Genomic DNA, 20,729 nt, shown 5'->3' on the forward strand with positions numbered 1-20,729 from the left:
TGATAGCGGAAACAGTTTCGGCAAGGTGCCAGCATTGTGCCGCTATGCAGATCTGAAGATCTTGATACATATCAAAAGAACACATCGCCCCCCTGTGGGAGCGAGCCTGCTCGCGAAGAGGGCGTGTCAGCCAACATCATTGACATTTGAACCACCGCTTTCGCGAGCAAGCCCGCTCCCACAATGGGATTTGAGGTGTATCAGGGCAGGGCGGGGAGGTTGAAGAACGCGCGGGCACACGCCGTTGTGTGCGCAGCCAGATCTTCCTCGGTCTCGCCCCGATGCAGCGCCACTTCGCGCAGCACCTCGGTCAGATACGCCGGTTCATTGCGGCCGTTCTTCGGCTTTGGGCGCAAGGTGCGAGGTAGCAGGTACGGCGCGTCGCTTTCGAGCATCAGTCGTCCGCGCTTGATCTCTTTGACCAGCGGATGCAAATGCGTGCCCCGGCGCTCGTCGCAGATCCAGCCGGTGATGCCGATGTGCAGGTCCAGATCAAGGTAACTGAACAGGGCTTTTTGCTCGCCGGTAAAGCAGTGCACCACGGCGGCGGGCAGTTGATCGCGGAAGTCCCTGAGGATTACCAGCAGACGCTGACTGGCATCCCGCTCATGCAGGAACACCGGCAATTGCAGTTCTACCGCCAGCGCCAGATGTTCTTCGAGGACTTTTTCCTGTTGCGGGCGCGGCGAGAAATCACGGTTGAAATCCAGTCCGCATTCACCCACGGCGACCACGTTTGGCTCTTGCAGCAGACTGCGCAAACGACGCGCGCTGTCAGCGTTCCAGTCACTGGCCGAATGCGGGTGAATGCCAGCGGTGGCAAACAGCCGCTGGCCGCTTTGATCCAGTTGCCGGCAGAGCTCCAGCGCCTGATCGCTACCCTCGACGCTGGTGCCGGTCAGCACCAGTTGGCAGACCCCGGCAGCGTAGGCGCGGTCGAGCACGGCCTGATGTTTTTCGGCGAAACTGGGGTTGGTCAGGTTGACGCCGATATCGATGAGTTGCATGGTTCTACCTCGGGCCGAAGGCCGGAAAGCATACCAGAGCTGTAGATTTATAAGAAAAGCCAAGAACTACAACGAGTTATAGCTGTCTTTTGATGCCGTGACGCAGCTCGGGTTGGCAGAAAAGCCATCACTGTGCCAGTCTCTCGCACTTTGCCAGCGCTCCCGGCGCTCTGTTTTCGTCGGTGATTTCGACCGTTCAGCGGTGAAATCGTCCCGTATTTTTTCCGGAGAGTGGATGCATCGTCCCTCGGTTTTGCTCCTGTTGTGCGCGTCACTGCTGCTGCCGATAACGGCGGTTGCGCGCTTGCCCGGGCCACAGCAAGCCGTGCCGGCCGCCAAGGTTCGTGACCTGTCGGAGATCCGCAGCAGTCGCGTGTTGCGCGTGCTGGTCAATCAGAGTCGCAACAGTTCCGGTGAAGTCCAGGGTCAGGCCATCGGCGTCGAATACCATCGCCTGCGCGCCTTCGAGCAATACCTCAATGGCCACGCCCGCGATGGTCAGGAAATTACCCTCAAGATCATTCCCAAAGCCAAGGATCAACTGCTCGGTGCCTTGCAGCGTGGTGAAGGAGATCTGGTCGCGCCCGGCGAGCTGCTTGATCTGCAACCCGGCCACGCGGTTGCCAGCAGTGAGCCGATCGCCAGCAACGTGCCGCTGGTGCTGGTCGGCATCAAGGGCGAGCGCCGTTACACCAAGGTCGAGCAGCTTTCCGGCAAAACCCTGGCGTTGCCCACCGGCAGTGCGGCGGGGGAGGCGGTCAGCCAGCTCAATCAGAAACTGGCGTTGCACAAACTGGCGCCGATCAAGATCGAATGGGTCGATCCGACGCTGGCGGTCGAGGACGTGCTGGAGATGGTGCAGGGCGGGATTTTCCACCTGACCGTCGTCGAGCAACCGATCGCCGAGCGTTGGGGCAAGATCCTGCCCAAGCTGCGTTTCGACCGACAATTGATGATCAGCGAGCCGGGTGAGGAATACTGGTTCGTGCGCCGTGATGCCTCGATGCTGCGGGCGAGCATCGATCGTTTCCTGGTCGGCTACAGGAAGCCGGCGAACGAGGATGCAGAGTTTCTGCGGATTTATCGACGGCTCTATCAAGTGCATTATCCGTTGGCCAAGGCTGACCGCCAGCGTCTGGAGAAACTGCGCCCGACTCTGCAAAAACACGCCGACGCGCAAAGCATGGACTGGCTGAATCTGGCGGCGCTGGCCTTCAAGGAGTCAGCCCTGCAACCCAGCGCCCGCAGCGGCAGTGGCCCGACCGGGTTGATGCAGATTACCCCGTCCGCAGCGCAGCGGGTCGGTGTGAGCAACATCCAGAATCTCGATGCGAATGTGCAGGCCGGGGCCAAGTACCTGGCGATGATTCGCCGCAAGTTTTTCAACAGTCCGAAACTCAATGAGCGCGAGCGCATGGCGTTCACCCTGGCGGCCTACAACATCGGCCCGGAGCGGGTGCAGGGCATGCGCGCCGAGGCACGCCGGCGCGGGCTGAATCCGAACCAGTGGTTCTTTCAGGTCGAGCGCATCGCCATGGAGCAGGTGGGCATGGGCCCCGTCAGCTATGTTAATAGCGTGAACAAGTATTATCTGGCGTTCGACCGGGAGCGGGAGTCGCTGGAGCCCCGGGGACAGAAAGTCGCTTCACGGAAATGATCTAATAATTTGATTGTAATGGCGGAATAATTGCGCTTTTAACATGAATTTTACTGATTAATATAGCGGCCAATCCCAACACACTTCTCGCAAAACAAGGAATGCCCCATGAGCTCTCTGATCAACAAGGTTCTGTTCACCCGCGCCGGTTATGGCCTGACCATTCTGCGCATCGCGGTCGGCGTGATCTTCGCCGCCCACGGTTCGCAAAAGCTGTTTGGTCTGTTCGGTGGTTACGGTCTGGCGGGCACCGCGCAATACATGGACAGCATCGGCTTGCACCCGGGTTACCTGATGGCCACGCTGGCCGGCGGTACCGAGTTCTTCGCCGGTCTGGCGCTGATCATCGGCCTGCTGGTGCGCCCGGCGGCGCTGGGTCTGACCTTCCTGTCGCTGGTGGCGATCTTCACCGTACACATCAGCAACGGTCTGTTCATGGCCAACAACGGTTACGAGTTCGCCCTGGCGCTGCTCGGTGGCAGCCTCGCGGTGATGATCGAAGGCGCCGGCAAGCTGTCGGTGGATCGCGCCATCGCCGGTTGAGCGCTCTGGCTCAAGCAAAAGGCCCGCATTGTGCGGGCCTTTTTTGTTGCGGCCGATTCTTGACACTCATCGGTCACGTTATCTAGGATGTTGCTCATGCGCCGATTTAAACAGCTACTTGCGGGGCGCTAGGTGACTCAGACAGTTGCCGTCAGAAGCCGGAACAAGGCTTCGAAATACCGCTAAAGCGCTGGTTCGGTGTTGCCTCTCACCTGCCATGCAGACTTTTGAGGCAGAGACACGACACGATGAATGCACTACGCCCTCCAGCACGTCCCGCGCCGATCACGGCACATATCACCCAGCGCAACCCGAAAATCCTGCTTGGCGGTAAACATCAGCCGACGCTGTTGCGTTATCTCGATGGCTGGCCACGTCGCAGCGGCGGTCCTGCCGCGTTCCTGATCCAGTTCGTTGAAGATGGCGAGTCGCTGGCGCGGTTTGCCAGTGACAGTTTTGACCTGGCGGTGATTCAGGCACCGAGCGCTGAAGACGCGCCGGAAATGATCAAGCAACTGACCCGCGTTGCGCGGCAGGGTTTGATCACTCGCCGCTGAAACGCTCAGGGATATTCGATCGCCACGATATAGACAAACTGCTCACCGGTTGGCGTCTGTACCCGGACTTCGGCGTCCAGCGCCTTGCCGATCAAGGCGCGGGCCAGTGGTGAGTCGATGCTGATCAGACCCAGTTTCAGATCCAGTTCATCCGGACCGACGATGCGGTAGCGCGACTGCTTGCCGTCTTCGTCCTCGATGGTGACCCAGGCGCCGAAGTAGACCTTGTTCGGATCGCTGGGTTTTTCGCTGACGACCTTCAGTGCTTCGAGACGCTTGGTGAGAAATCGCACGCGGCTGTCGATCTCGCGCAGCATTTTCTTGCCGTAGGTGTACTCGGCGTTTTCCGAGCGATCACCCTGCGCCGCTGCTTCGCTGACCGCTTGCGTCACCTGCGGACGGCGCACATGCCACAGCTCATGGAATTCGGCGCGCATCCGCGCTTCACCTTCAGGGGTGATCAGCGCGGTGCCGGCGGTGCGGGGAGGGCGATAACGGCTCATGGCAACTTCTTGTGGTGACGAAGGCTGGAGTCTATCAACCCTCGCGCAAGACTGTCAGCGGACTCGCATTCAATGCCCGACGCGTGCCGAACACCCCGGCACCGCCAATCAACGCGGCGCCAATCAACGGCAGCATCAGCAACCATGGATGCGGATGCCATGGCAGATCGAACGCATAGCGATACAACACCAGACTCACCACTTCCGAACCGATGGCCGCGAGCAAACCGCTGACCGCACCGAGCAAGCCGAACTCGATGCGCCGCGCCTTGATCAGCAACTGCCGTTGCGCGCCCAGCGCACGCAGCAGCGCACCTTGGCGAATGCGTTCATCCAAGGTTGCCTGCAAGCCGGAGAACAGCACCGCCATCCCCGCCGCCAACACAAACAACAACACGTATTCCACCGCCAGGGTGACCTGGGCGAGGATGCTGCGCAGCTGTTCGAGCAGGGCTTCGACCTGAAGGATGGTCACCGCCGGGAATGCCCGTGACAGCTCGACGATCTGCTGATCGTGACCGGGTGCCAGATAGAAACTGGTCAGGTAAGTCGCTGGCAGATCCTTCAGGGTGCCGGGCTGGAAGATCATGAAGAAGTTCGGCTGGAAGTTGTCCCAGTTGATCTCGCGCAGGCTGGTGACTTTCGCTTCACGATTGACCCCGCCGACGCTGAACACCAAGTGATCGCCGAGTTTGAGCTTGAGGCTTTCGGCGACTTTACCTTCAACCGACACGCCCGGTACGTCGTCCGAGGGTTGCCCGGTCCACCACGTACCGGCGGTGAGCTTGTTACCGGCCGGCAGGTCGGCGGCCCAGGTCAGGCTCAAGTCACGTTGCACGGCACGGTCGCCGGCCGAATCCTTGCTGACGATCTGCTGCACCGGTTCGCCGTTGATGCTGATCAGCCGTCCCGGCACCACCGGGTACAGCGGCGCCGCCTGCGCGGACACCTTGATCAAGTGATCGGTGAAGGCCTGTTTGTCCGCCGGCAGGATGTTCAGGGCGAAGTAGTTGGGGGCGTTTTTCGGCAACTGGTTTTGCCAGGTGTCGAGCAGCTCGCCACGCAGCAGGGCGATCAGCGCCATCGACAGCAGGATCAGACCGAACGCCAGCGCTTGCCCGGCCGCCGCCAGCGGATGACGCAGCAGCTGCCCCAGGCCGAGACGCCACGGCAGCGGCGCGCGGGCGAGCATTCGGCGCAGGCTGTTGAGCAACAACAGCAGCAAGCCACCCAGCACCAGCGCAGCGACCACGCCACCGCCAAGCAGGGCGAAGGTCAGCAGCAGATCCAGACTCAGGCGCCACATGATCAGGCCCAGTGCACCCAGCGCCGCGCCATAGACCATCCAGGTGCTCGACGGAATCGGCAGCATGTCGCGGCGCAGTACCCGCAGCGGTGGCACCCGACCCAGCGCGGCAAGTGGCGGCAGGGCAAACCCGGCGAGCGCTACCAGCCCGGTGCCGATCCCGGCGAGCGCCGGAAACAGGCCGCCCGGTGGCACATCGGCAGGCAGTAGATCATGTAATAGAGCGAACAGGCCCAGTTGCGCCAGCCAGCCGAGCACTGCGCCGCTGAGGGCAGCGAACAGGCCGAGTACGGTCAGTTGAATGCTGAACAACAGCATCGTTTCCCGACGCGACAAACCAAGGCAGCGCAGCAAGGCACTGGCATCGAAGCGGCGACTGGCGAAGCGGTTGGCCGACAGCGCCACGGCCACGCCGGCCAACAGCACCGCGACCAGACTGGCCATGTTCAGGTAGCGCTCGGCCTTGCCCAGCGCGCCGCCGATCTGCCGGTTACCGTCGCGCGCATCCTGAATGCGCTGATTGGCGGCCAGACCGGGTTTGAGCAGTTGTCGGTAGGTTTCCAGCGCCTGCGGTTCGCCGCGCCACAGTTCGCGATAACTCACGCGGCTGCCGGGTTGCACCACGCCGGTGGCGGCGAGGTCGTCGAGGTTGATCATCACCCGAGGCGTGAGGCTGTAGAAGTTGCCGGCGCGATCCGGCTCGTAAGTCAGCACGCGGGTCAGCTTCAGGGTTTTCATGCCGACGTCGATGCTGTCGCCGATCTTCAGATCCAGCGCAGTCAGCAGACGAGCTTCAACCCAGGCTTCACCGGGTTGCGGCTCGCCGCCCGAGGTTTCAGCGGCAAACGGGGCCGGGGCACTTTTCAGCTCGCCACGCAGCGGGTAGGCGCGGTCGACGGCTTTGATGCTCGATAACTGAATGCCATTGTCGGTGGCAATGACGCTGGAAAACTCCACCACCTGCGCATGATTCAAGCGCAGCTCGGTGCCGCTGCGAATCTGTTCGTCGCGGGCCGGCGAGCTGCCCTCAAGCACCAGGTCGGCGCCAAGGAACTCGGTGGCGCGCAGCATCATCGCACCGTTGAGGCGGGCGCCGAAGTAGCCGATGGCAGTACTCGCCGCGACCGCCACGACCAAGGCAAAAAACAACACGCGCAATTCGCCGGCGCGTGCATCGCGCATGAGTTGACGTAGGGCGAGACTGAACAGACGCAACAGCGGCAGACGTGCCATCAAGGCTCCAGAGGGGCAACCAGCAGCCCGGCTTCAAGTCGGATCAGGCGCCGGCAGCGATGGGCCAGGCGTTCGTCGTGGGTCACCAGCACCAGAGTAGTGCCGCGTTCCTTGTTCAGTTCGAACAGCAAGTCGCTGATGCGCTCGCCGGTGTGGCTGTCGAGGTTGCCGGTGGGTTCGTCGGCGAACAGCACGTCCGGCTCGGCAGCGAAAGCCCGGGCAATCGCCACGCGCTGTTGTTCGCCGCCGGAGAGCTGGCGCGGCGAGTGCGTCAGGCGCTGGCCGAGACCGACCCGTTGCAGCAGTTCGGTGGCGCGTTCGCGGGCGTCTTTGCGGCCATCGAGTTCCAGCGGCAGCATGACGTTTTCCAGGGCGTTGAGGCTGTCGAGCAACTGGAAGGACTGAAAGACGAAACCCACGTGTTCGGCACGGATTCGCGCGCGCTGGTCTTCGTCGAGATTGCTCAGGCCTTGCCCCGCGAGGATGACTTCGCCGCTGCTTGGCAGGTCGAGGCCGGCGAGCAGGCCGAGCAGGGTGGATTTGCCGGAACCGGACGCGCCGACGATGGCCAGGCTGTCGCCCTGGTTCAGTTCCAGGCTGAGTTCGTGCAGGATAGTCAGTTCACCTTCCGCGCTGGGAACCACTTTGCTGAGGTTCTTCGCGGTGAGAATGCTTGCGCCCATGGAGAATCCGATGCGTGTTTGGTTTTTGAGTGCTGGCCTGGCCTTGATGTGCATGGCCCAGAACGCAGCGGCGGGTACTGTCCTGATCGTTGGCGATAGTATCAGCGCCGGTTTCGGACTGGATACCCGCCTGGGGTGGGTATCGCTGCTCGAGCAACGGCTCAAGCAGGAGGGTTTTGACGACAAAGTAGTCAATGCTTCCATCAGCGGCGACACCAGTGCCGGAGGCCAGGCGCGCCTGCCGGCGCTGCTTGCAGAGCACAAGCCGGAACTGGTGATCCTCGAGCTTGGGGGCAATGATGGCCTGCGCGGAATGCCGCCAACGCAATTGCAACAAAACCTTGCGGCGATGATCGACAGCTCTCGTCAGAGCGGCGCCAAGGTGCTGCTGCTGGGCATGCAATTGCCGCCCAACTACGGCAAGCGTTACACCGATGCCTTCGCCGAGGTCTACGGCAAACTCGCCGACGATAAAAAGATCCCGCTGGTGCCGTTTTTCCTCGACGGCGTGGGTGGGCATCCCGAGCTGATGCAGGCCGATGGTCTGCACCCGGCCGCCGGGGCTCAGGGCAAGTTGCTGGAAAATGTCTGGCCGACGCTAAAACCGCTGTTATGAGGCTTTTCTAGTGGCAGGCTTTCGGCTAATGTGGCGCCCCCTTATTTGGAGCCCCCGATGCCGCGTCCTGCCTGGTCCCTGTTTGCCTACCAACTGATCGAGCCTGACGAACAGCTGGATCTGTTCGCCTGCCAGGAAGTGCGGGTGCATCTGGTGACCCGTCAGCTCGAACTCGGTGGCTCGGCAGACCGCACGTTGTGTGGCAGTCTGCTTCCAGCCCAACCGCGTTGGTCGAGTGTGGATCGTCGGGTGTTTCAGGATCAGCGTCTGTGTTCGTTGTGCCGGGCGATTCTCGAGTCGCAGAAGCGCGGCACCTCGCCGATCTGGCCTGAGTTGCGTTTCGAACTCTAGGATCAACAGATCGCAGCCTGCGACAGCTCCTACATGAAGACTTCTGGCTGGCCATCGGCGCATCTCCCCGAATTCCCGAGGTGCGGTGTACAATCGCGCTCTTATACCCTTGTTGATCATGCGAAGGATTTTCCGGATGTTGCCGCGCTTTCCTGCCGTCACCCGCTGCCTGTCACTTGCCGCCCTGTGTGTGGCCGGTCCCGTTGCTGCATTGGAGTTTCCCCTGCCACCACCCGGTGAGGACATCATCGGCCAGGTGCAGGTGATCAAGGCCAAATACGAAGACACCTTCGCTGACCTGGGCACCAAGTACGACCTGGGCTATTCGGAAATGGTCGCGGCCAACCCGGGCGTCGATGCCTGGCTGCCGGGCGCCGGTACCGAAATCGTCCTGCCGACCCGGTTCATTCTGCCGCCGGGTCCACGCGAAGGCATCGTGATCAACCTCGCCGAGTACCGCCTCTACTATTACCCGAAAGGCCGGAACGTGGTGTACACCTTCCCGCTGGGGATTGGGCGTGAAGGTTGGGGCTCGCCAATCGCACACACCTCGATCACTGCCAAGACGCCGAACCCGACCTGGACCCCTCCGGCGTCGATCAAGGCCGAGCACGCCGCCGACGGTGATCCGCTGCCGAACGTGGTACCGGCCGGCCCGGACAACCCGCTGGGGCCGTTCAAGTTCACCCTGGGCACTCCGGGCTACCTGATCCACGGTTCGAACAAGAAGTTCGGCATCGGTATGCGCACCAGCCACGGCTGCTTCCGCATGTTCAACAACAACGTGCTGGAAATGGCGGCCATGGTGCCGGTCGGCACTTCGGTGCGCATTCTCAACGATGCCTACAAGTTCGGCAGCAGTGGCGGCAAGGTCTATCTGGAAGCGCACACACCCATCGATGACAAGGGCAACCCGTCGGTGGTCGACAAGCACACTGCAGTGATCAATGCGATGCTCAAGCGCGAAGATGTCACCAACAACCTGCGCGTGAACTGGGATGTCGTGCGTGATGTGGTAGCGGCCGAAGATGGCCTGCCAACTGAAATCGGCACACCGAATACCTCGGCGCCGATGGTCTCGAACACCCCGATCGACCTGCAGCAGTAAGTCGATCAAAACCCGCAGGCGCGTGCAGCGTCGGCGGGTTTTTTATTGCCCGGGGGAAAGTACCGGCAATAAAAAAGCCGACCCAAAAAATGGGTCGGCTTGATAACAATCCCGAGGGATTATTACTTGCGGCTAGCTTTGTCCAGCATACGCAGAGCACGCTCGTTAGCTTCGTCAGCAGTCTGTTGTGCTTTTTGAGCAGCAGCCAGAGCTTCATCAGCTTTACGGTATGCTTCGTCTGCACGAGCTTGAGCGCGAGCAGCTGCGTCTTCAGTAGCGGTCAGACGTGCTTCGGTTTCTTTCGATGCGCTGCTGCAACCGGTAGCCAGAACTGCGGCCAGAGCCAGAGCAGAGAATTTCAGAACGTTGTTCATCGTGTTCCCCTTCAAGGACTTTCAATTAAGTGGCTTTCTCCTCCGATTGAGGAAATAGCCGGCGTACATACTACCCATTACTTGTAGTAAGTAAACTGACGGAGCGCAAGAAGCAAAAAAAATTGTAGGCGTTGATTCTTTTTCGAGCAACTTTTAACCGGGCTGTATAAAAAATATCCAGCTACAGGCCCCGGCTTGAGCGTGTTAATGAGAAAAAGTTCCCGTTGTCCGGTGCTGTTTCTGCGTCTTGCACCAAGTCTGCCTAGATGAATTCGTCTACACTTTTGTTCCGATTTTGCATGACACCTCACATATCTTTGTCGCTCTTGAGGTGACTTTAAAGAAGAGGCTGCGTCTTAAGTCTCGACATCCGGCAATGTTCAGGCGAGTGCCTGGGGAAGATCGTCCCCGCGCCTGCCACTACGCCCATCGGAGTCACCCGTTCAACGAGCATGATGACGAGCGCACCTTGAGCATTTTCGCCAATGGTGCCTACTATTTATGACGTGCTCGATTGCGCGAGACCGGTGTGGTTTTTCTCGGTGTCCATCAGGCACGGGGTGGCGTAGATGTTCCTTCGCCGGAAAAACATCGGTAAGGTAGGGGTCAGAATTCGAGACCCGCGAGGAGTAGTGATGAGCGAGGCGTTGTCCATCCACCATGACCAGGCTGGTCATCAGTTCGAGACCAATGTGGACGGTCATCGTGCCTACCTGACCTATATGGATCTGGGGAAACAGACCCTGGATATCTATCGCACCTTCGTGCCCAACGCCTTGCGCGGCCGTGGCATTGCCGCAGCGCTGACCGAAAGCGCGCTGCAGTACGCCGAAGAAATGGGCTACACGGTGATCCCGTCATGCTCCTACGTCGAGCGCTACATGGAACGTCATCAGCGCCGCGCCGCCAAGATCTGAATCGCACACACAAAAACGCCGGGCAATGCCCGGCGTTTTTTTATGCCCGTGAAACGCTGATCAGCTGCGCTGACGTTTCGGCAGAACATCCTTGAGCTTGGCGTGCATGCCGCGCAGGGTGTTCTCGGTGGCGGACCAGTCGATGCAGGCATCGGTGATCGACACGCCGTATTGCAGGTCGGCGAGGTCTTTCGGGATGGCCTGACAGCCCCAGTTCAGATGACTCTCGACCATCAGGCCGATGATCGACTGGTTGCCTTCGAGGATCTGGTTGGCGACGTTCTCCATCACCAGCGGTTGCAGGGCCGGGTCCTTATTGGAGTTGGCGTGGCTGCAATCGACCATGATGTTCGGTTTGATCTTCGCCTTGTTCAGCGCCTGCTCGCACAGGGCGACGCTGACCGAATCGTAGTTCGGCTTGCCGTTGCCGCCACGCAGCACCACGTGACCGTAGGCGTTGCCCTTGGTGGTGACGATCGACACGCCACCTTCCTGGTTGATACCGAGGAAACGGTGCGGGCTGGACACCGACTGCAGGGCGTTGATCGCCACGGTCAGGCCGCCGTCAGTGCCGTTCTTGAAGCCGACAGCCGAGGACAGGCCGGAAGCCATTTCACGGTGGGTCTGGGATTCGGTAGTGCGTGCGCCGATGGCCGACCAGCTGATCAGGTCCTGCAGATACTGCGGGGAGATCGGGTCGAGGGCTTCGGTGGCAGTCGGCAGGCCTTTCTCGGCCAGGTCCAGCAGCAACTGGCGACCGATGTGCAGACCGTCTTGAATCTTGAACGAGTCATCCAGGTACGGATCGTTGATCAGGCCTTTCCAGCCAACGGTGGTTCGTGGCTTCTCGAAATACACGCGCATGACCAGATACAGGGTGTCGGAGACTTCCTCCGCCAGCACCTTGAGGCGATCGGCGTATTCGTGGGCAGCCTTGATGTCGTGGATCGAGCACGGGCCGATCACTACGAACAGACGGTGGTCGGTGCCATCAAGAATGTTGCGAATGACTTCGCGGCCCTTGGTGACGGTGCGCAGCGCAGCATCGCTCAGAGGGATATCACGCTTGAGCTGATCGGGAGTGATCAGGGTCTCGTTAGAGGCGACGTTTAGGTCGTTGATCGGTAAATCAGCCATCGTTTACTCGTCAGGTCACGGGTGCCGGCCGCCAGCGATCCCCGCGCGGCGGAGCACAGCAGATTTAAGCGCGTCGGGGAGCCGAACCTTAGCGCGTCAGACGCGGCTCGACAATGGGCAAACGCCGCTTTAATCCAGCACTGGCTGGGCAAAAGCCTTGCGCACGCTGTCGTGGGAGAACTCGTCGGCGTGTTGTTCGACCCATTGCAGGGCCAGCGCCTGAATATCCTGCAGATCGTCGTGGGCCTCGTTCATGCGGCAATAACGCTCGATCTGGCACACCTGTTCGCCCATCCGGGCACTGAACAGCGTCTGCTCATCGGTGAACGCGATCCCCAGCAGATAGCCCTTTTTGCGCCGCAGACACCACGCGACATAGCCCGGATAACAGATCTCGGCGTTGAGTGTCGGCATGCGCACTTGCAGCGCCGTGCCGTGTCGCCACGCGCGGTGATAATTGCAAGCGATCCCGCCGAGGCTGATAGTGTGCAGCTGTTGCCTGGAAATACACTCGGGCTTGAGCAAGGTTAATTCAACCGGCACATCGTCCGGATGAGGAATGAAACGTCCCATGAGCACAGACTCCATGTGTCGGCCATTTGACATTGTTTCCCCCAGTATAGTGGTCGAATCCGAGCTGACCGATTTCGACGCCGACCAGCGGCTGCTGGCGATGAGCGGCGTTTCGCTGGTGATTTTCACCAGCGTCGGCTGTTCCAGCTGCCGCTATGCCAGAGAGGTGTTGCCCGGGTTCGAGCTGGCGGTGGATCGCCTGTGCTGGATCGATGCCGGCAACAACAGCGGGTTGGTGGAGCGCTATCAGGTCTTTCATTTGCCGGCGCTGTTTGTGGTGCGCGACGGCGAGTTCTTTGGGGCATTGCACACGCGTCTGACCGCCGTTGCGCTGAACGCGGCAGTGGCGCAGGCACTGGGTCGAATTGCAGAGGAGTTGCCATAGATGGTGGGAGCAGACAGCAAACCGGTGATCGGGATTATCGGCACCGGGGCCATTGGCGGGTTTTACGGTCTGATGCTGGCGCGGGCCGGTTTCGATGTGCACTTTTTACTGCGCAGTGAATTCTCGGCGGTGGCCGAACGTGGTTTGCAGGTGGACAGTGCCGTGCATGGCACCCTGACGCTGAACCCGGTGCAGGCGTATGCGAAGGCCGAGGACATGCCGGCTTGCGACTGGTTGCTGGTCGGCGCCAAGACCACCAGCAGCGCGGGTCTGGCCCCGGCGATCATCGCTGCGGCCAGGCCCGGCGCGAAAGTGCTGGTGCTGCAGAACGGTCTGGACGTCGAAGACAGCTTGCGCGAGTTGCTGCCCGATTCCCTGCATCTGCTCGGTGGTCTGTGCCTGATCTGCGTGCATCGCGAAGGTCCCGGGCACATCACCCACCAGGCCTTGGGTGCGGTGAATGTCGGCTATCACAGTGGCCCGGCGGCGGATGAAGCGGCGCGCATGGCGCTGGTCGAGGAGGGTGCCGGTCTGTTCCGCTCCGCTGGCATCGATTCGCAGGCGATGCCCAATCTGCAACAGGCGCGCTGGCAGAAACTGGTGTGGAATATTCCCTACAACGGTCTTTCGGTGTTGCTCGGCGCCGGCACCACGCCGCTGATGGCCGACGGGGACAGTCGCGCGCTGATCCAGGCGTTGATGGCCGAAGTGGTGCAGGGCGCCAAGGCCTGCGGTCACGACGTTCCGCCCGGTTACGCCGAGTACCTGTTCATGATGACCGAGAAAATGCCCGACTATTGGCCGAGCATGTACCACGATTTCCTGCATAAACGGCCGCTGGAGCTGGAAGCGATTTACGCCCGGCCATTGGCCGCAGCCAAAGCGGCAGGCTGTGAGTTGCCACGGATGGAAGCGCTGTATCGCACATTGAGTTTTATCGACCGACGCAACACTTGAGTCGGTTTTCGGGGGAGTGGGGGAAGGCATGGCCAAGAACATCGATGACAAACTGGTGCTGGCGATTTCGTCTCGCGCCTTGTTCGACCTGAGCGAGAGTCATAAGGTCTATCTGGCGAGCGGCGTCGAAGCCTATCGGCAATACCAGATTGAACACGAAGACGAAATTCTCGCGCCCGGCGATGCGTTCCCGCTGGTGGAAAAACTCCTGAGTCTCAACAGTCGCCTCGACCGCGCCCGGGTCGAGGTGATTCTGGTTTCGCGCAACAGTGCCGACACCGGCCTGCGCGCGTTCAACTCGATCGATCATTATGGGCTGGACATCTCGCGGGCGGCCTTCGTCGGCGGGCGCAGTCCGTATCCCTATCTCAAAGCGTTTGGCTGTGACTTGTTTCTGTCCACCCACGCCGAGGATGTGCGCGCCGCGCTGGACGCCGGGTTTGCCGCGGCGACGATTCTCTCCGGCGGCGCCAGTCGCGCGGCCAGTGATGAGTTGCGCATCGCCTTCGACGGCGACGCGGTGTTGTTCTCCGACGAATCCGAGCGCGTTTATCAGGCCGGCGGGCTGCTGGCGTTTCAGGCCAAGGAACGCGAGTCGGCGCGCGAGCCATTGCGCGGTGGGCCTTTCAAGGGCTTTCTGGCGGCACTCAATGCGCTGCAACGCGAGTTCCCCGAAGACGACTGCCCGATCCGCACGGCGCTGGTTACCGCGCGTTCGGCACCGGCCCATGAGCGGGTGATCCGCACCTTGCGCGAGTGGGACATCCGCCTCGACGAGTCGCTGTTTCTCGGCGGGCTGACCAAATCGGCGTTTCTCGAAGCCTTCGCTGCCGATGTGTTCTTCGACGATCAGACCGGCCACTGCGAGGCCGCCCGCGAAGTGGTCGCCACCGGTCACGTACCGCATGGCATCAGTAACGAACCGTCGATCTAAAGCCCCAGTGCTTCAAGACGTTGCGTCGCACGTCGTACTCGCCAAGGCACTGCTAAGCTGAATCAAATCTCCGCCATGTTGGCACGCGAGGAGGTCATATGATTCGTTCGATGCTGTATGCCACTGACCTCGGTCTGTACGCACCTTTAGTGATGCAGCATGCCCTGGCGCTGGCGCGGACATTCAATGCCGACTTGTATGTGGTGCATGCAGTGGAACCCATGGGGCTGTTTGCCGAGTCGGTGTTGCAGAGTTATCTCGACGAACAGGCATTGAACGAATTTCACAGTCAGGGTCTGAAAACTGTCATCGCCAATATCGAGCAACGGGTGCTGGACAGTTTTCGCGAAGAGCTGGGCGACGAGGGCGAGCAGGATCTGCAGCGGATTTGCGCGGTTCGGGTAGTGCAGGGCGATCCGGCGCAGGTGATTCTCGACCAGGTGCAGAAACTCTCTGTGGATTTGCTGATCGTAGGCACTCACAGCCACGGCGTAGGGGCGGAAACGCCTTTGGGGCGCACGGCGACTCGGGTCCTGCAATTGGCCAAGGTGCCGGTTTATCTGGTGCCCTTGGTGGAGCGCCGGCGCCGGGGGGATCGCTGAAGCGGGAATAATGGCCTTTTGATAAAAAAGTTCTAGATTTATTCATCAAACCATTAATATAGTTATATACCGTCGCTGATGCCCGTGGCGTCTACCTGCTTTGAGGGATACATATGAAGCTTCAACAACTGCGCTACATCTGGGAAGTGGCGCACCACGACCTCAACGTTTCCGCTACCGCCCAAAGCCTTTACACCTCGCAACCGGGTATCAGTAAACAGATCCGCCTGCTGGAAGACGAACTTGGCGTTGAAGTGTTTGCCCGCAGCGGCAAGCACCTGACCCGCGTCACTCCGGCCGGCGAGCGCATCATCACCACCGCTGGCGAAATCCTGCGCAAGGTCGAAAGCATCAAGCAGATCGCCCAGGAATTCTCCAACGAGAAAAAAGGCACCCTGTCGATCGCCACCACCCATACCCAGGCGCGTTATGCATTGCCGCCGGTGATCAGCAATTTCATCAAACAATACCCGGACGTGGCGCTGCACATGCACCAGGGTTCGCCAATGCAGATCGCCGAGATGGCCGCTGACGGCACCGTCGATTTCGCCATCGCCACCGAAGCGCTGGAGCTGTTCGGTGATCTGGTGATGATGCCGTGCTATCGCTGGAACCGCTGCGTGGTCGTGCCCCAGGGCCACCCCCTGACCAAGCTGCCGAAGCTGACCCTCGAAGCGCTGGCCGAATACCCGATCGTGACTTACGTGTTCGGTTTCACCGGCCGTTCGAAACTCGACGAAGCCTTCAGTCATCGTGGCCTGACGCCGAAAGTGGTGTTCACCGCGGCCGACGCCGACGTGATCAAAACCTACGTGCGTCTGGGCCTGGGTGTGGGTATCGTCGCCAAGATGGCGGTCGACACCAAACTTGATAACGACCTGGTGGTGCTGGATGCCAGCGAGCTGTTCGAGTCGAGCATCACCAAGATCGGTTTCCGTCGCGGTACCTTCCTGCGTGGATTCATGTGCGACTTTATCGAGAAGTTCGCCCCGCACCTGACCCGCGAAGTGATGGCCAAAGCCATCCAGTGCCACAACAAGCAGGAACTGGAAGAGCTGTTCGACGGCGTCGAACTGCCGGTCCACTAAGACCCTGCCTCAAAGCACCTCGGTGACAGCAAACTGTTGCCGGGTGCCCGCCACCAGAATCTCCACTTCATCGCCCTCGAACTTGCCCAGCAGGCTTTTGCCCAGCGGCGAGCGCGGGGTGATGACGGTAATCGGCTGACCCACCACATCGACTTTCAGGCCCGCCGCATCCGGGGCCAGAAACAGCCATTGCTCGCGACCCTTTTCGTCCTCCAGACCGAGCAGGGCGCCGATCTCGATGCCGCGATTTTCGTCATAGGCACGCAGTGTCAGGTTCTGGCACAGCGCCAGTGACTGCCGGATTTCCTCGACCCGTTTCGCCTGACCCGCCGCCAGATAGGAAGCCTCAAGCCCTAGCGTGTCGTATTTGTTCTCGGCGATGTTCTCTTCGTGGGTCGCGGTTTCGTAAGCGGTCTGCGCGGCGCGTTCGGCGATGTCGAGGTCGACGCGCAGTTTGTCGAGGATCAGTTGGTGGACGGTGTGTTTGTTCATGATCAATCGCAGAATTGCAAAACGTTGGCGCGGCTCTTTTCGCTCGGCGCGGTCTGGTCCTGTTGCAGCCAGAACTGGCATTTCGGATTTGACTGGTTGCGACTGCTGCCGCGAGCCTGATCCAGGCGCGCCTGCTGCTCGTTCTTGCGCAGGTTTTCTTCGTACTGTTCGAACAGCGGACTCTGTGGCGGAATGTCCGGTTGTACCTGAACCGCCGCTGGCGGCTTGGCCAGTTGCTGCACCGCCTGAGCAACCGGTGCCAGTTGCTCGGTCAACACAAAACGCGAAATCAGCCAGCAAGTCAGGGCAATGGCCAGAAAACCCAGCCACATGCCCAGGGCAATGCTGCCGGTCAGTTGCAGCGCGCTAAGCTGAACGGGCAACGGGCGACGCGGATTGGGACGATAGGGCATGGCTGCCTCCTGGCGGATGATTGCGGGCAAGTGGCGATTGTCGCACGAAGATTAATCGCCGTCGGCTCTTCTGCGCGAGGTCATTTATGCGGACAATCAGCGCTTTTGCCAACGGGAGACTTGCATGCCGGTACCGAAAACCCGCTGGGATATTTTTTGCACCGTGGTCGACAACTATGGCGATATCGGTGTGACCTGGCGTCTGGCCCGGCAACTGGTAGCCGAGCATGGGCTGGCGGTGCGCCTGTGGGTCGACGACCTGCGCGCCTTCGAGCGTATCTGCCCCGAGATCGACATCCACCTGGCGCAGCAATCGCAGCAGGGTGTCGAGGTGCGGCATTGGCCGAGCGACTGGCCGCAGACGGAGGCGGCGGACGTGGTGATCGCCGCATTTGCCTGTCAGCTGCCATCGGCGTACATGGACGCCATGGCCGAGCGGCAACAGCCACCGCTGTGGATGAACCTCGATTACCTCAGCGCCGAAGACTGGGTCACCGGTTGTCACGGTTTGCCGTCGGTGAAGTACAAGTCGGTACAGAAATTCTTTTTCTTTCCCGGATTTCAACCGGGGACGGGCGGTTTGCTGCGTGAAAACGGTCTGCTTGAGCGGCGTCGGCGATTTCAGCAGGACGCGGCTGCGCAGCGACAATTCCTGCACGGCCTGGGCGTAGATCGCGCAGCTGACGCACAGCTGATCTCGTTGTTTGCCTACGAAAATGCCGGGCTGGCCAGTTGGCTGGATGCGTTGGCGGCCGATAGCACTCCGACCCATCTGCTGGTGCCGGAAGGGCGGATTCTCGGTGATGTTGCGCACTGGCTCGGGGTCGATGCATTGGCTGTCGGCGATCTGGACGTGCGTCAGGCGCTGACGGTGCAGGTGCTGCCGTTCGTCCGTCAGGATCAATACGATCAGTTGCTGTGGTGCTGCGACTTCAACGCGGTGCGCGGTGAAGACTCGTTCGTCCGTGCACAGTGGGCCGGGCGACCGATGCTCTGGCACATCTATCAGCAGGACGAAGACATTCACCTCGACAAGCTCGATGCCTTTCTCGCGCTCTATACCAAAAGGCTTTCCCCGGCCGCTGCCGAGGCGATGAGCGGTCTGTGGCGGGCCTGGAGTGCCGGGAAACCGATCGGCGAGCACTGGCTCCAGGTCCGTAAACACTGGCCAGAACTGCAGGAAAACGCCGAGCAATGGTGTCTGGAACAAGGCTTGCAGGCGGATCTTGCCACGGCGCTGGTACAGTTTTACCTAAATTGGATATGATACGCGGCCTAGATTTTTGTAAATCCCATCCAAATTCGGATATTCGCAATGAAAACTGGTAAAGAACTCAAACCCGGTACCGTGATCCGTATCGACAACGATCCTTGGCTGGTTCAGAAAGCTGAATTCACCAAGTCGGGCCGTAACAGCGCGATCATGAAGACCAAGCTGAAGAACCTGCTGACCGGTTACAAGACCGAAACCGTTTACGGTGCGGACGACAAGCTGGACGACGTGATCCTCGACCGCAAAGAAGCGACCCTGTCCTTCATCAGCGGCGACACCTACACGTTCATGGACACCACTGACTACACCATGTACGAACTGAACGCCGAAGACATCGAAAGCGTTCTGCCTTTCGTTGAAGAAGGCATGACCGACGTTTGCGAAGCCGTGTTCTTCGAAGAGCGTCTGGTTTCCGTAGAACTGCCGACCACCATCGTGCGTCAGGTTGACTACACCGAAGGTTCCGCTCGCGGTGACACTTCCGGCAAGGTGATGAAGCCTGCCAAACTGAAGAACGGTACCGAGCTGTCGGTTGCTGACTTCATCGAAATCGGCGACATGATCGAGATCGATACCCGCGAAGGCGGTTCCTACAAAGGCCGTGCCAAATAAGCACTGCTTTTTACGGAAAGAAAAAGCCCGACCATTGAGTCGGGCTTTTTTGTGTCTGCGATTCCACGTCTACCACCGAACCCTGTGGGAGCGAGCTTGCTCGCGAATAGGCCCGGTCAGACAACCTGTGTGTTGAATGACACAAAGCATTCGCGAGCAAGCCCGCTCCCACAGTGGATTGGTGTTGTTCTCAAACGGTGGTGTGCAGACGCACGTCGACGTTGCCACGGGTGGCGTTGGAGTACGGGCAGACCTGGTGCGCCGCGTCGACCAGTGTCTGCGCGTCGGCTTGTTCCAGACCCGGCAGGCTGATGTGCAGGTCGATGTCCAGACCGAAACCACCAGGAATCTGACCGATACCGACATGAGCAGTGATCGAGGCATCGTCGGGGATTTTGCGTTTGGTCTGGCTGGCGACGAATTTCAGTGCGCCGATGAAGCAGGCCGAGTAACCGGCAGCGAACAGTTGCTCAGGGTTGGTCGCTGCGCCGCCGGCACCGCCGAGTTCTTTCGGGGTAGCGAGTTTGACGTCGAGGATGTTGTCGCTGGAGATCGCACGACCATCACGGCCGCCAGTGGAGGTTGCGATTGCAGTGTAGAGAGTTTGCATGGTGTGGGCCTCGTTGGGTGTCTGTTTTTGCGCTAATTGTTTGCGCGCTAAGTAAGTGCGAGGTGAATGTAGCTCGCTAATGTTTAGTGCGCAAGATAATTTTCTGGAAAATATGCGCTTCGACGAAGGACTGGTTCGTTTGGTTAGCCTGGAAGGCGCGGTTTAGAGAGGATGGCGGGAAGGTCAGGCGTGGAAAAATATTTTTCAGACAACGAGATTACCTGTAGGAGTGAGCCTGCTCGCGATAGCGGTGCAGCAGTCAACACGATGGCGGCGCGTTCACCGCTATCGCGAGCAGGCTCACTCCTACAGTGGCGGGCTCAGGCCAAACTGTTTTGCAGATGGTTGCGTAGGGCTTGCAACTCAGATTGAAGCTTCTGCAGGCGTTCGAGGGTGAAACCACTGGCGCCGAGGATGCATTGTGGAATGGTTTGCGCCTTGTCGCGCAGTGCTCGACCTTGCTCGGTCAACTCGACAATCACCACACGCTCATCTTCACGACTGCGCGTGCGGCTGAGCAAGCCTTCACCTTCTAGCCGTTTGAGCAACGGTGTCAGCGAGCCTGGATCGGTCAGCAACCGCGTGCTGATTTCGCCCACGGTCAAACCATCCTTTTCCCACAGCACCATCATCGCCAGATACTGCGGATAGGTCAGGCCCAGCGCTTGCAGCAGCGGCTTGTAGACCTTGGTCATCATCAGCGAAGTGGAATGCAGGGCGAAGCAGGCCTGATTATCCAGCAGCAGGTGATCGCAGTTGTCGGGGGTGTCGCGTTCGGTGGTCATGGCAAAGCCTTGT

General features: G+C 60.2%; 25 protein-coding genes. 14 read left to right on the forward strand and 11 right to left on the reverse strand.

Going from position 1 to position 20,729, the window contains the following annotated elements:
• Positions 1-200: 200 nt before the first annotated feature.
• Complete coding sequence (locus ACM6I7_RS25450; RefSeq protein ID WP_414889492.1) at positions 201-1,007, reverse strand: TatD family hydrolase; 807 nt, start codon at positions 1,005-1,007, stop codon at positions 201-203.
• A 235-nt stretch (positions 1,008-1,242) separates the two neighbouring features.
• Here ACM6I7_RS25450 and ACM6I7_RS25455 point away from each other — a divergent pair, with 235 nt between their 5' ends.
• The 3 genes from ACM6I7_RS25455 (at position 1,243) to ACM6I7_RS25465 (ending at position 3,764) form a co-directional block, all read left to right on the forward strand.
• A complete protein-coding gene (locus ACM6I7_RS25455) occupies positions 1,243-2,664 on the forward strand; it encodes a transglycosylase SLT domain-containing protein (RefSeq protein ID WP_027612461.1) in 1,422 nt (473 codons plus the stop codon).
• A gap of 108 nt (positions 2,665-2,772) precedes the next feature.
• Positions 2,773-3,207 (forward strand): DoxX family protein, encoded by a 435-nt coding sequence (locus ACM6I7_RS25460; protein WP_007964771.1) that lies wholly within the window; start codon positions 2,773-2,775, stop codon positions 3,205-3,207.
• A gap of 248 nt (positions 3,208-3,455) precedes the next feature.
• Positions 3,456-3,764, forward strand: a complete 309-nt coding sequence (locus ACM6I7_RS25465; RefSeq protein WP_003226820.1) for a hypothetical protein — start codon at positions 3,456-3,458, stop codon at positions 3,762-3,764.
• A 5-nt stretch (positions 3,765-3,769) separates the two neighbouring features.
• Here the strand turns inward: ACM6I7_RS25465 and greB are convergent, their stop codons facing one another.
• From greB to ACM6I7_RS25480, 3 genes are read right to left on the reverse strand one after another with little or no spacing between them, the layout of a single operon-like run.
• On the reverse strand, positions 3,770-4,267 hold the full coding sequence (gene greB / locus ACM6I7_RS25470; protein ID WP_016770885.1) for a transcription elongation factor GreB: 498 nt from the start codon (positions 4,265-4,267) through the stop codon (positions 3,770-3,772).
• 34 nt (positions 4,268-4,301) lie between these two features.
• Complete coding sequence (locus tag ACM6I7_RS25475; RefSeq protein WP_414889493.1) at positions 4,302-6,806, reverse strand: ABC transporter permease; 2,505 nt, start codon at positions 6,804-6,806, stop codon at positions 4,302-4,304.
• Entirely contained in the window at positions 6,806-7,489 is a 684-nt protein-coding gene (locus tag ACM6I7_RS25480) for an ABC transporter ATP-binding protein (protein WP_007964778.1), read from the reverse strand. The genes ACM6I7_RS25475 and ACM6I7_RS25480 overlap by 1 nt, the downstream gene beginning before the upstream one ends.
• A gap of 10 nt (positions 7,490-7,499) precedes the next feature.
• On the opposite strand from ACM6I7_RS25480, the gene ACM6I7_RS25485 reads away from it, so the two are divergent.
• From ACM6I7_RS25485 to ACM6I7_RS25495, 3 genes are all read left to right on the forward strand, one after another.
• Positions 7,500-8,105, forward strand: coding sequence for an arylesterase (locus ACM6I7_RS25485; RefSeq protein WP_007964780.1), 606 nt, complete (start codon positions 7,500-7,502; stop codon positions 8,103-8,105).
• A 57-nt stretch (positions 8,106-8,162) separates the two neighbouring features.
• Positions 8,163-8,456, forward strand: a complete 294-nt coding sequence (locus ACM6I7_RS25490) for a hypothetical protein (protein ID WP_003226812.1) — start codon at positions 8,163-8,165, stop codon at positions 8,454-8,456.
• A 136-nt stretch (positions 8,457-8,592) separates the two neighbouring features.
• Positions 8,593-9,564 carry a L,D-transpeptidase family protein gene (locus tag ACM6I7_RS25495; protein WP_027613458.1) on the forward strand — a complete coding sequence of 324 codons (972 nt, stop codon included), beginning with the start codon at positions 8,593-8,595 and terminating at the stop codon, positions 9,562-9,564.
• A 122-nt stretch (positions 9,565-9,686) separates the two neighbouring features.
• On the opposite strand, the gene oprI is transcribed toward ACM6I7_RS25495, so the two are convergent.
• A complete protein-coding gene (oprI, locus tag ACM6I7_RS25500; protein WP_025113130.1) occupies positions 9,687-9,938 on the reverse strand; it encodes an outer membrane lipoprotei OprI in 252 nt (83 codons plus the stop codon).
• 635 nt (positions 9,939-10,573) lie between these two features.
• Here oprI and ACM6I7_RS25505 point away from each other — a divergent pair.
• Positions 10,574-10,855 carry a GNAT family N-acetyltransferase gene (locus ACM6I7_RS25505; RefSeq protein WP_003226804.1) on the forward strand — a complete coding sequence of 94 codons (282 nt, stop codon included), beginning with the start codon at positions 10,574-10,576 and terminating at the stop codon, positions 10,853-10,855.
• 60 nt (positions 10,856-10,915) lie between these two features.
• Here ACM6I7_RS25505 and ACM6I7_RS25510 read toward each other — a convergent pair whose 3' ends face one another.
• Positions 10,916-11,992: a 3-deoxy-7-phosphoheptulonate synthase gene (locus tag ACM6I7_RS25510; RefSeq protein ID WP_027613457.1), complete on the reverse strand. Its 1,077-nt coding sequence runs from the start codon at positions 11,990-11,992 to the stop codon at positions 10,916-10,918.
• 129 nt (positions 11,993-12,121) lie between these two features.
• A complete protein-coding gene (locus tag ACM6I7_RS25515; protein WP_414889494.1) occupies positions 12,122-12,565 on the reverse strand; it encodes a PilZ domain-containing protein in 444 nt (147 codons plus the stop codon).
• Here ACM6I7_RS25515 and ACM6I7_RS25520 point away from each other — a divergent pair.
• The 5 genes from ACM6I7_RS25520 to cysB all read left to right on the forward strand — a co-directional run bounded on the left by ACM6I7_RS25520 (position 12,564) and on the right by cysB (position 16,531).
• Positions 12,564-12,950 carry a thioredoxin family protein gene (locus ACM6I7_RS25520; protein WP_414889495.1) on the forward strand — a complete coding sequence of 129 codons (387 nt, stop codon included), beginning with the start codon at positions 12,564-12,566 and terminating at the stop codon, positions 12,948-12,950. The two genes, ACM6I7_RS25515 and ACM6I7_RS25520, sit on opposite strands and share 2 nt — an antisense overlap.
• Positions 12,951-13,907, forward strand: coding sequence for a putative 2-dehydropantoate 2-reductase (locus ACM6I7_RS25525; protein WP_414889496.1), 957 nt, complete (start codon positions 12,951-12,953; stop codon positions 13,905-13,907).
• Positions 13,908-13,935: 28 nt separating this feature from the next.
• Positions 13,936-14,841, forward strand: coding sequence for a 5'-nucleotidase (locus tag ACM6I7_RS25530; protein ID WP_027613454.1), 906 nt, complete (start codon positions 13,936-13,938; stop codon positions 14,839-14,841).
• Positions 14,842-14,939: 98 nt separating this feature from the next.
• A complete protein-coding gene (locus ACM6I7_RS25535) occupies positions 14,940-15,443 on the forward strand; it encodes a universal stress protein (RefSeq protein WP_027613453.1) in 504 nt (167 codons plus the stop codon).
• A 113-nt stretch (positions 15,444-15,556) separates the two neighbouring features.
• On the forward strand, positions 15,557-16,531 hold the full coding sequence (gene cysB, locus ACM6I7_RS25540; RefSeq protein WP_007908591.1) for an HTH-type transcriptional regulator CysB: 975 nt from the start codon (positions 15,557-15,559) through the stop codon (positions 16,529-16,531).
• A 9-nt stretch (positions 16,532-16,540) separates the two neighbouring features.
• On the opposite strand, the gene ACM6I7_RS25545 is transcribed toward cysB, so the two are convergent.
• Together ACM6I7_RS25545 and ACM6I7_RS25550 are read right to left on the reverse strand one after the other, a co-directional pair.
• Positions 16,541-17,023 (reverse strand): GreA/GreB family elongation factor, encoded by a 483-nt coding sequence (locus tag ACM6I7_RS25545; RefSeq protein WP_003226791.1) that lies wholly within the window; start codon positions 17,021-17,023, stop codon positions 16,541-16,543.
• Positions 17,024-17,025: 2 nt separating this feature from the next.
• Entirely contained in the window at positions 17,026-17,436 is a 411-nt protein-coding gene (locus ACM6I7_RS25550; RefSeq protein WP_041069540.1) for a hypothetical protein, read from the reverse strand.
• A gap of 124 nt (positions 17,437-17,560) precedes the next feature.
• On the opposite strand from ACM6I7_RS25550, the gene earP reads away from it, so the two are divergent.
• Both earP and ACM6I7_RS25560 read left to right on the forward strand, forming a co-directional pair.
• Entirely contained in the window at positions 17,561-18,703 is a 1,143-nt protein-coding gene (gene earP / locus ACM6I7_RS25555; protein ID WP_414889497.1) for an elongation factor P maturation arginine rhamnosyltransferase EarP, read from the forward strand.
• A gap of 48 nt (positions 18,704-18,751) precedes the next feature.
• Complete coding sequence (locus ACM6I7_RS25560; protein WP_003226785.1) at positions 18,752-19,321, forward strand: elongation factor P; 570 nt, start codon at positions 18,752-18,754, stop codon at positions 19,319-19,321.
• 190 nt (positions 19,322-19,511) lie between these two features.
• Here the strand turns inward: ACM6I7_RS25560 and ACM6I7_RS25565 are convergent, their stop codons facing one another.
• Together ACM6I7_RS25565 and ACM6I7_RS25570 are read right to left on the reverse strand one after the other, a co-directional pair.
• A complete protein-coding gene (locus ACM6I7_RS25565; protein ID WP_333989037.1) occupies positions 19,512-19,931 on the reverse strand; it encodes an organic hydroperoxide resistance protein in 420 nt (139 codons plus the stop codon).
• A gap of 320 nt (positions 19,932-20,251) precedes the next feature.
• Entirely contained in the window at positions 20,252-20,716 is a 465-nt protein-coding gene (locus ACM6I7_RS25570; RefSeq protein ID WP_096794958.1) for a MarR family winged helix-turn-helix transcriptional regulator, read from the reverse strand.
• Between the last annotated feature and the right edge of the window lie 13 nt (positions 20,717-20,729).

It is taken from the genome of Pseudomonas sp. IT-93MI4 (genome assembly GCF_949767635.1).
GTDB classification, from domain to species: Bacteria; Pseudomonadota; Gammaproteobacteria; order Pseudomonadales; family Pseudomonadaceae; genus Aquipseudomonas; species Aquipseudomonas putida_A.